The following is a 14,030-nucleotide window of genomic DNA, read 5'->3' as shown; positions in this document are numbered from 1 at the left end:
CCGAACAGACGCCGTGCAACAAAAAAAGGGCCCGCAGGCCCTTTGAGTGATCGGGATCCGGCCCTTATTCGGCCTGCTCGCGCTCGATGGCACGCCAGCCGATGTCCTTGCGATAGAAGATGCCGTCCCACTGGATGCGACCAGCCAGGGCATAGGCCCGCTGCTGGGCTTCCTGCACCGTGTGGCCGAGGGCGGTGGCGCACAGCACGCGGCCACCCTGGGTCAGGCTGGTGTGTCCTTCCAGGCGGGTGCCTGCATGGAACACCTTCTCCCCTGCCACTTCGTCCACCGGCAGGCCGCTGATGGGGTGATTGCTGGCGTAGTCGCCGGGATAGCCACCCGCCGCCAGCACCACGCCGATGGCGGCACGGGGGTCATAGACGGCTTCCTTCTGATCCAGCTGGCCGGCACAGGCGGCGAGGCAGAGATCCACCAGATCGGACTGCATCCGCAGCATGATGGGCTGGGTTTCGGGGTCGCCGAAGCGGCAGTTGAACTCGATCACCTTGGGGTTGCCCTCGGCATCGATCATCAGGCCGGCGTAGAGGAAGCCGGTGTAGACGTTGCCCTCGGCAGCCATGCCGCGCACGGTCGGCATGATCACCCGTTCCATCACGCGCTGGTGCACTTCGTCGGTCACCACGGGCGCCGGGGAGTAAGCCCCCATGCCGCCGGTGTTGGGGCCGGTGTCACCGTCGAAGGCGCGCTTGTGATCCTGGCTGGTGGCCATGGGCAGCACGTGCTCGCCGTCCACCATGACGATGAAGCTCGCCTCTTCCCCGTCCAGGAACTCCTCGATCACCACCCGGGCGCCGGCATCGCCGAAGGCATTGCCGGAGAGCATGTCACGCACCGCCGCTTCCGCCTCGTCGAGGGTCATGGCGACGATCACCCCTTTGCCGGCGGCCAGACCGTCGGCCTTGATGACGATGGGAGCGCCCTTCTCGCGCAGATAGGCCAGCGCTGGCTCCACCTCGGTGAAGTTCTGGTAATCGGCGGTGGGGATGGCGTGGCGGGCCAGGAAGTCCTTGGTGAAGGCCTTGGAGCCTTCGAGCTGGGCGGCGGCGGCGGTCGGGCCGAAGATGGTCTGATCGGCGGCGCGGAAGGCATCGACCACCCCTTTCACCAGGGGGGCTTCCGGTCCGACGATGGTGAGGCCGATCTGGTTAGCCTTGGCGAAGGCCAGCAGGCCCTCGATGTCGGTGGCCTGGATGGCGACGTTCTCGATGCCCGGCTCAAGCTGGGTGCCCGCATTGCCCGGTGCCACGAAGACCTGGGTCACCAGGGGGGAGTGTTTGGCCTTCCAGGCCAGGGCGTGTTCACGGCCGCCGTTACCAATGATCAGTACTTTCATCGTCTCGCTCGCTTCTGTCTGAGTTCACTGGCGCTGCGGTGGCACTGCCAGTGGAAAGGATCCGGTGCTAAAGAGGCAGGGCCGCCATCGGCGGCCCTGGGCTGTCAGTGACGGAAATGACGCATGTTGGTGAACACCATGCACATGCCGTGTTCGTTGGCGGCGTCGATCACCTCCTGGTCGCGCATCGAGCCACCTGGCTGGATGACGCAGGAGATGCCCGCGGCAGCGGCGGCATCGATGCCGTCGCGGAACGGGAAGAAGGCGTCGGAGGCCATGACGGAGCCCGCCACGGTCAGCCCTTCATCCTCGGCCTTGATGCCGGCGATCTTGGCAGAGTAGACGCGGCTCATCTGGCCGGCGCCGACGCCGATGGTCTGGCCGTTCTTGGCGTAGACGATGGCGTTGGATTTGACGAACTTGGCGACCTTCCAGCAGAACAGCAGATCCTGCAGCTCGGCCTCGGTGGGCTGACGCTGGCTGACCACGGTCAGATCCCCGAGCGTCACCATGCCCAGATCGCGCTCCTGCACCAGCAGGCCGCCGTTGACGCGCTTGAAGTCAAAGCCTTGCGCCGGGGCAGTCCACTGGCCGCACTCCAGCAGGCGCACGTTCTGCTTGGCGGCGACCGCCTCGCGGGCTGCCTGGCTGATGCTGGGGGCGATGATCACTTCCACGAACTGGCGGGCGACGATGGCCGCGGCGGTCTCGCCGTCCAGTTCGCGGTTGAAGGCGATGATGCCGCCAAAGGCCGAGGTGGGGTCGGTCTGGTAGGCGCGATCGTAGGCTGCCAGCAGGTCGTCACCGATGGCGACGCCGCAGGGGTTGGCATGCTTGACGATGACGCAGGCCGGTTCGCTGAACTCCTTCACGCACTCCAGCGCCGCATCAGTGTCGGCAATGTTGTTGTAGGAGAGGGCCTTGCCCTGCAGCTGGATGGCGCTTGCCACCGAGCCCGGCGCAGCCTGCTCTTCGGCGTAGAAGGCGGCAGCCTGGTGGCTGTTCTCGCCGTAGCGCATGTCCTGCTTCTTGATGAACTGGCTGTTGAAGGTGCGGGGGAAGCGGGACTCTTCGTCGCCTTCCTTGTTTTCGCCGTAGGAGGGCACCAGGGTGCCGAAGTAGTTGGCGATCATGCCATCATAGGCGGCGGTGTGCTCGAAGGCGGCGATGGCCAGATCGAAGCGGGTGGAGAGGGTCAGGCTGTTGCCGTTGCCATCCATCTCGGCGATGACGCGGTCATAGTCGGAGGCCTTGACGACGATGGTGACGTCCTTGTGGTTCTTGGCAGCGGAGCGGACCATGGTCGGGCCGCCGATGTCGATGTTCTCGACGGCGTCTTCCAGGGTGCAACCGGCTTTGGCCACGGTGGCGGCGAAGGGATAGAGGTTGACGACGACCATGTCGATGGGGGAGATAGCGTGCTCGGCCATGATGGCGTCATCCCGGTCGCGACGGCCGAGAATGCCGCCGTGTACCTTGGGATGCAGGGTCTTGACCCGGCCGTCCATCATCTCGGGGAATCCGGTGTAGTCGGACACCTCGGTCACCGGCAGGCCCGCATCGGCCAGCAGCTTGGCGGTACCACCGGTGGAGAGCAGGGCCACACCGCGCGCGTCGAGTGCCTTGGCAAATTCCAGGATGCCAGTCTTGTCAGACACACTCAGCAGTGCACGGCGAATGGGTCGAGCTTGTTCCATCACACTATCGTCCTCAGCATAACGGGGACCGTTCCATGGGAGGCGAGGCTCAACACACAGAGAGTCCCCAAATAAATGGAAGTGGGGGATTTCGCAAACCACTCTCGCCCGGGGCGGCCGTTGGCAAAAGCGTTTTAGGAAATGCCCGCTTGACGCGACGCTCTCTTGTGGGCGCGTATTCTACACAAAAAATGTGACCTGTGGTGGATTTTTTAAAGAGACAAACCCTTGTGGGATGCGGCGTTAAACGTTTTCTGGTGAATTTTTGTGAAACGTTTGTCTTTTCAGTGTTTTGGGGATAAATGGCCGGCAAGTGAGGGGTTAGCTGCTGCTTTCCTGCCTTTGACTGGCAATCGCCGGGCAAAGAGGTGATAGTGGAGGCCGGTTTATATTGAGTACCATGTCGGGAATGTCATGCGGGGGGAGAGGACCATGTATCGGATCGGTGAACTGGCCAAGGCGTGCGGGGTGAAGGCCGACACCCTGCGCTTTTACGAGAAGAACGGCCTCATCTCGCCGGGCATTCGCAACGAATCCGGTTATCGCCTCTACGGGGAGCAGGACAAGCGGCGGCTGGAGTTCATCATCCGCGCCAAGTCGGTGGGCTTTTCCCTCGCGGATATCGGCGAGCTGCTCACCCTGGACACCAACAAGGCCAAGGTCACCTGCCAGGAGGTGAAGGCGGTGGCTGACACCAAGCTCGAACAGGTGGAGCAGAAGCTCCTGGAGCTGACCCGTTTTCGCGAGAACCTGAAGGCCCTCTCCGACATCTGCTGCGGCGGCCCGCGCTCGGCGGAGCACTGCGCCATCCTCGAGACCCTGGAGTCCGGCGCCCCTTCCCGCCACGAGCATCACGACCATGAGCACTGAGCTGCGCCGGCCCCGGGTCTCCGCCTTTCTCGCCCTCTCCCTCGACGGTTTCATCGCCGGGGAGGGGGGCGATCTGGCATGGCTGGCCCCCTATGGTGGCGACGGGCCGGAGGAGACCGGGTACAGCGCCCTGATGGCGAGCGCAGACACCCTGCTGATGGGGCGCAACACCTACGATATCGTAAGCGCCTTTCCCGAGTGGCCCTACGGGGACAAGCCGCTGGTGGTACTGACCCACAGGCCCGCCGACCCCCGTCCTCGGGTCGCGTTCAGGCAGGGGGCGCTGGCGCAGGTGCTGGACGAGTTGTGGCAGGGGGGAAGCCGTCACCTCTATCTGGATGGCGGGGAGCTGGTGAGGCAGGGTCTGCAGGGGGCCCTGGTGGACGAGCTGACCCTGTTCTGGGTGCCGGTCACCCTGGGGGGCGGGATCCCGCTCTTTACCGGGCCTCTCCCCGCAGGGTTGAGACCGGTGTCGAGCGCCGTGCTGCCAAGCGGCCTGGTGCGGGTTATCTATCACCCCGCCTGACAGCTTGCACGGGGGAGGCAAGAGGCGCACAATCGGCGCGTTTTTCGCCACCTGCCCTTCCAGACAGGGACGATAGGCAAACACGACAACCCCATCAAGGAGCCCATATGGCCAAGAAGAAGGTGACCTGTGTCACCGCCGAACCCGCCTGCGAACATCAGCGCGGCATCATTCAGGACAACCACCTCAAGGCACTGGTGACCTCCCCCCTGTTCCAGGCCCGGGTCGAGCCGAGCAAGAAGGGTAAGGGCAGCTATCAGCGCAAGGCCAAGCACGGCAAGCGGTGGGAGCCCGGCCAACAGCAGATGGCAAGCGTCTGCTGCTGAGCGGGTTTCTGCCGCAAGGCATCAGCTAACACAATCAGGGCGCCAATGGCGCCCTGATTGTTTTTCTATTCGCTGGTGCTGACTTGCGGTCTTGACGCAAGAGAGTGAACCCGTGCTCACTCATCCATAAAGAGTTCGAGCAGCACGTTGAGGTAGCGATGCCCGAGGGACGTGAGCTGCCAGCTGTCGCCGAGATCCTCGATCAGCTCCTTGGTCCGGGCGATGGCGAGCATGGTCTCTACCCGCTCCAGCGGTAGCCCTGTGAAGGCCTCGAACTCCGCCTTGGGGGCGGGTTCAAACAATCTAAACCGGTTCATGAAGTACTCGAGGGGCAGATCGTCCGCGCTCACCTGCCATTGGCTGTCCAGATAGGGGCGGCTCGGATCCAGATAACCTTTCGGATGCTTCACTTTGGCGGTGCGCAGGATCTGCTGGTTGGCAAGATCCGTCACCTTGCCGTGGGCGCCGCAGCCGATCCCCAGATAGTCGCCAAAGCGCCAGTAGTTGAGGTTGTGGCGACACTGATACCCCTCTTTGGCATAGGCCGAGATCTCGTACTGCTGATAGCCCCGGGCGGTCAGCATGGCGTGGCCCTGCTCGTAGATGTCCCACAGGGTGTCATCTTCCGGCAACGTGGGGGGCTTGGAGGCGAATGCCGTGTTCGGCTCTATGGTGAGCTGATACCAGGAGAGGTGCGGCGGCGCGCAGTCGATGGCCTGCTGCAGGTCGTAGAGCGCATCGTCCAGGCTCTGATCCGGCAGGCCGTGCATCAGATCCAGGTTGAAGGTGGGAAGCGCGATGGCGTGGGCCAGTTCGGCGGCCTTGCGCGCCTCCTCGGGGCCGTGGATGCGGCCGAGCCGGGTCAATTTCTCCTGCTGGAAGCTCTGTACCCCGATGGAGATGCGGTTGATACCGGCCCGCTGGAAGCCGGCGAACTTGTCCGCCTCCACCGTGCCCGGGTTGGCCTCCATGGTGATCTCGCAGTCCGGGGTCAGGGCGATGCGTTCGCGCACCCCGTCCAGCAGCGCCTGCATGGCGTCGACGGAGAGCAGGCTCGGCGTGCCGCCACCGATAAAGATGGAGGAGAGGGGGCGCCCCTGGGCCCAGTGCAGATCCTGCTCCAGATCCTCCAGCAGGGCTGCCACGTACTCGAGGTGGGGCAGCTCCCCCTTCTGGGCGTGGGAGTTGAAGTCGCAGTAGGGGCACTTCTGGACGCACCAGGGCACGTGGATATAGAGGGAGAGGGGCGGCAGTTGCAGCATGGGATTTCCAGTATTCAACAATCAAAAGGGGTCGGGTGGCCCTGGTTGCCGGTGACAACGGGCGGGGCGCCGCGAACGAAACGGGGGCCGACGGCCCCCATTGTAGATGACAACGCGGCGGGAGACAGCGCTTTAGTTGACCGCCGCCAGGGCCGCTTTGAGCTTGGCCAGGGCCTGGCCACGGTGGCTGAGCTGGTTCTTGAGTTCCGCCGGCATCTGGGCCGAGGTGCAGTCGTGGTCGGGGACGAAGAACACGGGGTCGTAGCCGAAGCCGTGCTGGCCGCGGGGTTCGTCGATGATCATCCCCTCCCAGCTGGCCTGGCAGATAATGGGGGTGGGATCGTCGGCGTGGCGCATGTAGACCAGCACGCACCAGAAGCGGGCGCTTTTCAGGTAATCCGGCGCGCCCTTGAGCTCGGCCAGCAGCTTGTCGATGTTCTCCTTGTCGCTGGCACCGGCACCGGCAAAACGGGCGGAGTAGACGCCGGGGCGGCCGTGCAGCAGATCCACTTCCAGACCGGAGTCGTCGGCCACGGCGGGCAGGCCGGTGACGCGGGCGGCGTGGCGGGCCTTGATGATGGCATTCTCGACGAAGGTGGTGCCGGTCTCGTCGGCATCGGAGACTGCAAACTCGCTCTGCGGGATCACCTGGATCTTCATATCGGCCAGCATGGCGGCCAATTCCTTCACCTTTTTCTGGTTCCCTGTTGCCAGGACAAGCTTGTTCATCACACACCTCCGCAAAAATAATCTGCGCATTCTATGCGGGGGAGGGGTTTAGTAAAAGCGCCAATTGCCCGGGATCCGGTGCCAACGGGGGATCCTGGTTCCACCCCCTGAGAGGTAGAAGAGATACATGTTTCCAGCAGGGAATAACCGAAGTGATTAAATACCATTTCAATTCATTACTCTGAGTCAGTAGACTCGCGGCCCAATCGATATTCCTAGGGCTTGAGGTGACTGATGCCATTGATTCTTTTGCTTGTACTCCTGGTGTTGTTCAGCCCGCTGGCCATCGACATCTATTTGCCTGCCATCCCCCAGATGGCCGAGCAGCTGGGGGCCGAAGTGACCCTGATGCAGGGCACCATTACCTGGTTCCTGTTCAGCATGGGGCTGGGGCAACTACTGGTGGGGCCGCTGGCCGATCGCTACGGGCGCAAACCCATTGCCCTGGGGGGCGTGCTGCTCTACGGCCTGAGCGCCCTGGCAGCCGGCTTTGCCGCCAGCCTGGGCGAGCTGATGCTGGCGCGGGTGCTGCAAGGCTTCGGGGCCTGCGCCACCTCGGTGGCCGCCTTCTCGGTGGTCCGTGACAGCTATGGCCCCAAGAAGAGCGGTCAGATGATCTCCTATCTGAACGGTGCCATCTGCTTCATCCCCGCACTGGCGCCCCTGCTGGGTGGCTGGCTCACCGCCAAGGCGGGCTGGTCGGCGAACTTCTGGTTCATGGCGGGTTACGCCGTCGTGGTCGGCAGCTGGCTGCTGTGGCGGATGCCGGAAACCCGCCCTGAGGAGACCAGCAGTGCTGGCCCGCTCATCAGCTGGTCCCGCTACAGCCCGGTGCTGCGCTCCCCGAGCTTCCTGTTCAACGCGGCGCTGTGCATGCTGGCGATGGCGGTGATCCTCGCCTACGTGACGGCGGCGCCGGTACAACTGATGGTGACCCTGGGGCTGGACATGAGTGGCTTCAGTCACTGGTTCACCGCCAATGCGGCCCTCAACATCCTGGCCTGCTTCCTGGCCCCGCGCTTCATCGCCCGGGTAGGGCCAAGACGGACCCTGCGCATCGGCCTGCTGGTGCTGCTGCTCTCCGCCATCACCCTGACCCTGGCCATGCACATCCCGCACCCGCTGGCCATGATGGGCCCGGTGTTCCTCTCCAGCATCGGTTTTGCGATGATCCTGGGCGCCGCCGCCGGTATGGCGCTGGCCCCCTTCGGCCACTGCGCCGGGACTGCTGCCGCCCTGCTCGGCCTGTTCCAGATGAGCGGCTCCGGCGCCCTGGTGGGGATCACCGGTTGGCTGATGCCGGATCCCCTGAGCCAGCTTGCCCTGCACATGTGGCTGCTGCTGCCCCCGCTGGTGATGCTGATGACCCGCCAGGGTCGCCGCTTGTGTTTGCAATAAATCCTGTGCTCTGATGAGCACACTCGGGGGGCCTTGAGCCCCCTTCTCTTTTTCAGGTGACCTCGCCTGCCTCGCATGATCACAGACCCGTGGAGAAAACCGGATGAGCCACACAATCAACGCCGCCCTGGTGGGATACGGCTTCGCAGGACAGACCTTTCACGCCCCCTTCCTGGCCACGACCCCGGGCCTGACCCTGCGCTGGGTGGTGAGCCGGGATGCCGCCAAGGTACAGGCCGCGTTGCCCGGCACCCGGGTCGGCACCCTGGAGCAGGTGCTGGCCGATGACAGCCTCGATCTGGTGGTGATCGCCACCCCCAACGACACCCACGCCCCCATCGCTCGCGAGGCCCTGCTGGCGGGCAAGCACGTGGTGATCGACAAGCCGTTCGCCCTGGATCTGGCCGAAGCGAAGGCGCTGGTCGAGTTGGCAGAGAAGCAGCAACGGCTGCTCAGCATCTTCCACAACCGGCGCTGGGACGGGGACTTCCTCACGGTGCGCCGTCTGCTGGCGGAGGGGGCGCTGGGGCAAGTCGCCCAGTTCGAATCCCACTTCGACCGTTATCGCCCCGAGGTGCGCCAGCGCTGGCGCGAGGCGGGCGGCCCGGGCTCCGGTCTCTGGTTCGATCTCGGCCCCCATATCCTGGATCAGTCGCTCCAGCTGTTCGGCCAGCCGGACTGGTTGCAGGCGGATCTGGGCAAGCAGCGCCCCGGGGCCCTGGCGGACGACTACTTCCATGTGGTGCTGGGTTACGGCGAGATGCGGGTCATTCTGCACGGCAGTTGTCTGGTGTCGGCCGTGATGCCCCGCTTCGTGGTGCACGGCAGTCAGGGCTCTTTCATCAAGTTCGGCATGGACGTGCAGGAGGAGCAGCTCAAGGAGGGCAAGCGGCCTCCGGCGGCGGACTGGGGCGTGGATCCCGCCCCCGGCCAGCTCAGCCAGATCCGGGACGGTCAGCTCGTGCAGCAGACCGTGGCTGGCGAGGCGGGGGACTACGGCGCCTACTATCGCGGCGTCTGCGCCGCCATCCGGGGAGAAGGGGAGAACCCGGTGCCGGCCGACGAGGCCCTGGCGGTGATGGCCTTGCTGGACCTGGCCCGGCAGAGCGACCAGCAGGGGCGGCGCCTGCCTTGTCAGAAGCTGTCTGACTGACGGCGTAATCCGGCAGCGCCGAGAGCCTGACAGAAAGGCAATGGCTGACTGGCAATCGCCAGGTAATTGGCGATTTGTTGTGCGAATCTGATGATGAATGGGTGTTTTATATTAATATTTGTCGTTGCAGCAGTGTTTCTTATCATGCCAACGAGAAAATATCATTGTGATACGCGTTTTCATCGGCCGCATATGGGGATATATTTCGCGCGCCTTCGGGCTCCAGCGGCCGGTGTGCCGACAGGAGCCGGGGCGTACAGTGATGGTCCCTGCACCATCTCTCCATCTTTTTTTGAGGGTATGCACATGAACAAAGTACTGGTAGCCGGTATCCTGGGTCTGATGTTGACCGCCTGTGGTCAGAAAGAAGAAGCTGCCGCTCCGGCTGCGACCCCGGCCGCAGACGTTGCTGCCACTGTCGAGAAAGCCGCTAGCGAAGCGTCTGCTACCGTCGAGAAGGCTGCTTCCGAAGCTTCCGCTACTGTCGAGAAGGCTGCCGCTGACGTGGCCACCAAGGCTGAAGCTGCCGTGAGCGATGCCAAGGCCAACTAAGCCAGCACCTCATTGAAAAACGGGCCCGGCGCACTCGCGCCGGGCCCGTTTTTTTATGGCCATGGAAGGGCGCTGCCCGGTCAGCCGAGGGGTTCCACCAGCAGGATGTGGGAGTCGGCCCCCACCACCTTGACCCGGCTGCCGGCCGGCAGCGGCGCGTTGCAGCGCACCGTCCAGACGGTGTCGTCCAGATGCACCCGGCTCATTCCCTGGCTGACTTCGTCCAGCAGGGTCAGCTCGCGGCCCATGTAGCTTTGCATCCGCTCGTTGATGGGAGCGGCGGCATCCAGCCCGGAGTGATCCCGGCGATGCTGCCAGCGCCACCAGGCCCAGGTGGTGAGCAGGGATTGCAGGGCGAAGAGCAGCAACTGCGCCTGCCAGCCGAAGGGCCAGACCAGCAGCAGGAGTCCCACCTCCAGGGCGGCGATGCCGGTCCAGAGCAGGAAGCCCACCGACCCCATCACCTCGATGGCCAGCAGCACGAAGCCGAGTCCCAGCCAGTGCCAGTGGGTCAGCCCCTCGAACAGGGCTGTCATGATTTGCCCGCCTTGCCGTCTTTGTTGAACAGCTCGGCCATGCCCGCCACCGAGCCTATCAGGCTGCCCGCTTCCAGGGGCATCATGATGATCTTGCTGTTGGGGCCTTCACCGATGCGGGCCAGGGCCTCGGTGTATTTCTGGGCCACGAAGTAGTTGATGGCCTGCATGTCGCCCTCGGCAATCGCCTGGGAGACCATGTGGGTCGCCTTGGCTTCCGCCTCGGCGGCCCGCTCCCGGGCTTCGGCGGCGAGGAAGGCGGCCTGACGCTCACCCTCGGCTTTCAGGATCTGGGACTGCTTCTCCCCCTCGGCCTTCAAGATCTTGGACTGGCGCACCCCTTCGGCCTCCAGCACCTCGGCCCGCTTCTGGCGCTCGGCCTTCATCTGGGCGTTCATGGCTTCCACCAGGGCGAGGGGCGGGCGCACATCCTTGATCTCGATCCGGGTCACCTTGATGCCCCAGGGGGCGGTGGCCGCATCCATGGTGCGCAGCAGCTTCTCGTTGATGGTGTCGCGCTGGGAGAGCATTTCGTCCAGCTCCATGGCGCCGAGCACGGTCCGCATGTTGGTCATGGTGAGATTGCGGATGGCACTGGTGAGATCGTTGACCTCGTAGCCCGCCTTGCGGGCATCCACCACCTGCACGAAGCTGATGGCGTCGATGGTGACGTTGGCGTTGTCCCGGGAGATCACCTCCTGGGCCGGGATGTCCAGCACCTGCTCCATCATGATGATCTTGTGGCCGATGCGGTCGATGTAGGGGATCAGCAGGTTGAGGCCCGGGGAGAGGGTGCGGGTGTAGCGGCCGAAGCGCTCCACGGTCCAGTTGTAACCCTGGGGCACTATCTTGATGCCGGCACTCAGGGTGGCGAGTACCAGGAATATGAAGATCCCCAATACAATCAATGACTCATTCATGATTAAGCTCCTTATGAAACACTTTCACTAGCCTAGGGTCTGGTGCCATCCACCACAAGCAGATTCGCTTCTCTATTGCCGCCACACGGCTTTACTAATTACCAAAACGCATTAAAGAGCATTTTTTATTATTTTGAGGGATAAGCGCTCCTGCCTATAGTCGCCCCAGATGTCGCGATGCCGAGGAGCGGGCCCTGATGGATTATTTACCTATGTTTGCCAGGTTGGAAGGCCGCCCGGTACTGCTGGTGGGCGGGGGCGAGGTTGCCCTGCGCAAGGCGCGCCTGCTGCTGGCGGCAGGTGCCCGGATCACCCTGGTCTCTCCCATGCTCGAGCCCGAGTTCCATGAATTTGCCGGTCGCTTCACCCATGTGGCGGCGCGTTTCGACCCGGCCCACCTGGCAGGGCAGATCCTGGTGGTGGCCGCGACCGACGATCTCGAGGTCAACGCCCTGGTCTACCAGAGCGCCACCGAGCGCGGTCTGTTCGTCAACCTGGTGGATGACCCCGAGCGCTCCAGCTTTATCTTCCCCTCCATCATCGATCGCAGCCCCATCGTGGTGGCCGTCTCCAGCGGCGGCAAGGCCCCCGTGCTGGTGCGTCTGTTGCGCGAGCGGCTCGAGAGCCTGCTGCCCCGCCACCTCGGCGGTCTGGCGGAGCTCTCCGGCCGGGTGCGCCGCCGGGCCAAGCAGGTGCTGGCCTCCCTCTCCGATCGCCGCCGCTTCTGGGAGCGCGCCTTTGCCTCCAACACCCTGGCCGGTCTGATTGAGAAAGCCGATTGGCAGGGGCCGAGCGCTGGCTCAATGAGGGGCTCGACAAAGCCCAAACCGAGGTGGGGGAAGTTGTCTTGGTGGGGGCGGGCCCGGGAGATCCTGGCCTGCTGACCCTCAAGGCGCTGCAACAGATCCAGCAGGCCGAAGTGGTGCTCTATGACCAGCTGGTCTCCCCCGAGATCCTGGAACTGGTGCGCCGCGACGCCACCCTGGTGTCGGTCGGCAAGAAGGCGGGTGCCCACAGCGTGCCCCAGGAAGAGACCAATCGCCTCTTGGTGGAATACGCCAAAGCGGGCAACCGGGTGGTGCGCCTCAAAGGGGGCGATCCCTTCATGTTCGGTCGTGGTGGCGAGGAGCTGGAAGTGCTGGCCGAGGAGGGCATTCCCTTCTCCGTGGTGCCCGGCATCACCGCCGCTGCCGGTGCCACCGCCTATGCGGGCATTCCGCTCACCCACCGCGACCATGCCCAGAGCGCCGTCTTCATCACCGGCCACTGCCAGAAGGAGGGCAAGGAGCCCGACTGGCAGCAGCTTGCGGCCACCAACCAGACCCTGGTCATCTACATGGGGCTGATGCGCTCCGAGCATATCCAGCAGCAACTGGTGAGCCATGGCCGACGCGCCGCCACCCCCATCGCCATCATCGAGCGGGGCACCACGGCCCGTCAGCGGGTGCTGACCGGCACCTTGGCGGATCTGGCCGAACTGGCCCAGCAGGCGGTGAGCCCGTCGCTTATCGTCATCGGTGAAGTGGTGGCCCTGCGCCAGCAACTCGCCTGGTTTGGCGAGCAGGGGCAAGGGCAGGAGGCAGAAAGCGGCCACGAGCTCAAGCTGGTGAGCCTGGCCTGAGAGGCGAGACCCGAATCGATTTGACGGTGCGGCCAAGGCGGCACCGAACTGAACCAACACCGCGCCCCGAGCAGGTGCGATAGCAATGAACCGAGGACCCAGACATGGACCGTGAAAGACTGACCCAACTGCAGCCATCCGATGCACAGAGCATCCGTGCAGGTGTCACCCGCGAGCGACTGACTCACCTGCAACAGCTGGAAGCCGAGAGCATCCATATCATCCGCGAGGTGGCCGCCGAATTTGAAAACCCGGTGATGATGTACTCCATCGGCAAGGACTCCTCCGTCATGCTGCACCTGGCCCGCAAGGCCTTCTACCCGGGCAAGATCCCCTTCCCCATGCTCCACGTGGACACCAACTGGAAGTTCAAGGAGATGATCAAGTTCCGGGACGAGACCGCCAAAAAGTTCGGGCTGGATCTCATCGTCCACAAGAACCCGGATGGCCTCGCCATGGACATCAACCCCTTCGTGCACGGCAGCAGCAAGCACACCGACATCATGAAGACCGAGGGGCTCAAGCAGGCGCTCAACAAATACGGCTTCGATGCCGCCTTCGGTGGTGCCCGTCGCGACGAGGAGAAATCCCGCGCCAAGGAGCGTGTCTACTCCTTCCGCGACAAGTCCCACCGCTGGGATCCGAAGAACCAGCGCCCGGAGCTGTGGCGCGTCTACAACAGCCAGGTCAACAAGGGGGAGAGCATCCGTGTCTTCCCGCTCTCCAACTGGACCGAGCTGGACATCTGGCAATACATCTATCTCGAGAACATCGACATCGTGCCGCTCTACTTCGCGGCCATGCGCCCCGTGGTGGATCGCGGCGGCATCAAGATCATGGTGGATGACGATCGCATGCCCATCGGCCCGGAAGACGAAGTGAAGCAGGAGCTGGTGCGCTTCCGTACCCTCGGCTGCTACCCGCTGACCGGGGCCATCGAATCCAATGCCACCACCCTGCCGGAGATCATCGAAGAGATGCTGATCACCACCTCGAGTGAGCGGCAAGGGCGGCTCATCGACCACGATCAGGCCGGCTCCATGGAGCAGAAGAAGCGTCAGGGCTATTTCTAAAAAAATGTTCTAA

General features: G+C 63.9%; 13 protein-coding genes and 1 pseudogene. 8 read left to right on the top strand and 6 right to left on the bottom strand.

Annotated elements, in window-relative coordinates; genetic code table 11:
• Positions 1 to 64: 64 nt before the first annotated feature.
• Both purD and purH read right to left on the bottom strand, forming a co-directional pair.
• The gene (gene purD / locus C2U47_RS05775; protein WP_042864962.1) at positions 65 to 1,354 is read right to left on the bottom strand and encodes a phosphoribosylamine--glycine ligase; all 1,290 of its coding nucleotides are present in this window, start codon (positions 1,352 to 1,354) and stop codon (positions 65 to 67) included.
• Between the two features lie 104 nt (positions 1,355 to 1,458).
• On the bottom strand, positions 1,459 to 3,051 hold the full coding sequence (gene purH, locus C2U47_RS05770; protein WP_010675610.1) for a bifunctional phosphoribosylaminoimidazolecarboxamide formyltransferase/IMP cyclohydrolase: 1,593 nt from the start codon (positions 3,049 to 3,051) through the stop codon (positions 1,459 to 1,461).
• 432 nt (positions 3,052 to 3,483) lie between these two features.
• Between purH and zntR the strand changes: the two genes are divergently transcribed.
• The 3 genes from zntR (at position 3,484) to C2U47_RS05755 (ending at position 4,773) form a co-directional block, all read left to right on the top strand.
• A complete protein-coding gene (gene zntR / locus C2U47_RS05765) occupies positions 3,484 to 3,921 on the top strand; it encodes a Zn(2+)-responsive transcriptional regulator (protein ID WP_049636097.1) in 438 nt (145 codons plus the stop codon).
• Positions 3,911 to 4,447, top strand: a complete 537-nt coding sequence (locus C2U47_RS05760) for a dihydrofolate reductase family protein (protein ID WP_042016332.1) — start codon at positions 3,911 to 3,913, stop codon at positions 4,445 to 4,447. Before zntR ends, C2U47_RS05760 begins: the two co-directional genes overlap by 11 nt.
• 107 nt (positions 4,448 to 4,554) lie before the next feature.
• Complete coding sequence (locus C2U47_RS05755; protein WP_010675607.1) at positions 4,555 to 4,773, top strand: alternative ribosome-rescue factor A; 219 nt, start codon at positions 4,555 to 4,557, stop codon at positions 4,771 to 4,773.
• A gap of 116 nt (positions 4,774 to 4,889) precedes the next feature.
• Here the strand turns inward: C2U47_RS05755 and hemW are convergent, their stop codons facing one another.
• Both hemW and rdgB read right to left on the bottom strand, forming a co-directional pair.
• Positions 4,890 to 6,035: a radical SAM family heme chaperone HemW gene (gene hemW / locus C2U47_RS05750; RefSeq protein ID WP_049636096.1), complete on the bottom strand. Its 1,146-nt coding sequence runs from the start codon at positions 6,033 to 6,035 to the stop codon at positions 4,890 to 4,892.
• 132 nt (positions 6,036 to 6,167) lie between these two features.
• Entirely contained in the window at positions 6,168 to 6,764 is a 597-nt protein-coding gene (rdgB, locus tag C2U47_RS05745; protein ID WP_010675605.1) for an RdgB/HAM1 family non-canonical purine NTP pyrophosphatase, read from the bottom strand.
• A 234-nt stretch (positions 6,765 to 6,998) separates the two neighbouring features.
• Here rdgB and C2U47_RS05740 point away from each other — a divergent pair, with 234 nt between their 5' ends.
• The 3 genes from C2U47_RS05740 (at position 6,999) to C2U47_RS05730 (ending at position 9,867) form a co-directional block, all read left to right on the top strand.
• The gene (locus C2U47_RS05740) at positions 6,999 to 8,162 is read left to right on the top strand and encodes a multidrug effflux MFS transporter (RefSeq protein ID WP_039040832.1); all 1,164 of its coding nucleotides are present in this window, start codon (positions 6,999 to 7,001) and stop codon (positions 8,160 to 8,162) included.
• Between the two features lie 103 nt (positions 8,163 to 8,265).
• Entirely contained in the window at positions 8,266 to 9,315 is a 1,050-nt protein-coding gene (locus C2U47_RS05735) for an oxidoreductase (protein ID WP_043155931.1), read from the top strand.
• A 306-nt stretch (positions 9,316 to 9,621) separates the two neighbouring features.
• A complete protein-coding gene (locus C2U47_RS05730; RefSeq protein WP_010675602.1) occupies positions 9,622 to 9,867 on the top strand; it encodes a hypothetical protein in 246 nt (81 codons plus the stop codon).
• Positions 9,868 to 9,947: 80 nt separating this feature from the next.
• Here C2U47_RS05730 and C2U47_RS05725 read toward each other — a convergent pair whose 3' ends face one another.
• Positions 9,948 to 10,403: an NfeD family protein gene (locus C2U47_RS05725; protein WP_043155929.1), complete on the bottom strand. Its 456-nt coding sequence runs from the start codon at positions 10,401 to 10,403 to the stop codon at positions 9,948 to 9,950.
• Positions 10,400 to 11,323, bottom strand: coding sequence for an SPFH domain-containing protein (locus tag C2U47_RS05720; RefSeq protein ID WP_029314806.1), 924 nt, complete (start codon positions 11,321 to 11,323; stop codon positions 10,400 to 10,402). Before C2U47_RS05720 ends, C2U47_RS05725 begins: the two co-directional genes overlap by 4 nt.
• Positions 11,324 to 11,520: 197 nt before the next feature.
• Between C2U47_RS05720 and cysG the strand changes: the two are divergent.
• Positions 11,521 to 12,944, top strand: a pseudogene (cysG, locus tag C2U47_RS05715) (siroheme synthase CysG).
• A gap of 104 nt (positions 12,945 to 13,048) precedes the next feature.
• Positions 13,049 to 14,017 carry a sulfate adenylyltransferase subunit CysD gene (gene cysD, locus C2U47_RS05710; RefSeq protein ID WP_010675598.1) on the top strand — a complete coding sequence of 323 codons (969 nt, stop codon included), beginning with the start codon at positions 13,049 to 13,051 and terminating at the stop codon, positions 14,015 to 14,017.
• Positions 14,018 to 14,030: the final 13 nt, after the last annotated feature.

It is taken from the genome of Aeromonas sp. ASNIH7 (genome assembly GCF_002903485.1).
GTDB lineage: Bacteria > Pseudomonadota > Gammaproteobacteria > Enterobacterales > Aeromonadaceae > Aeromonas > Aeromonas caviae.
The sequence above is the reverse complement of the archived record's forward strand: the minus strand, read 5'-3'. Positions and strand labels throughout refer to the sequence as shown.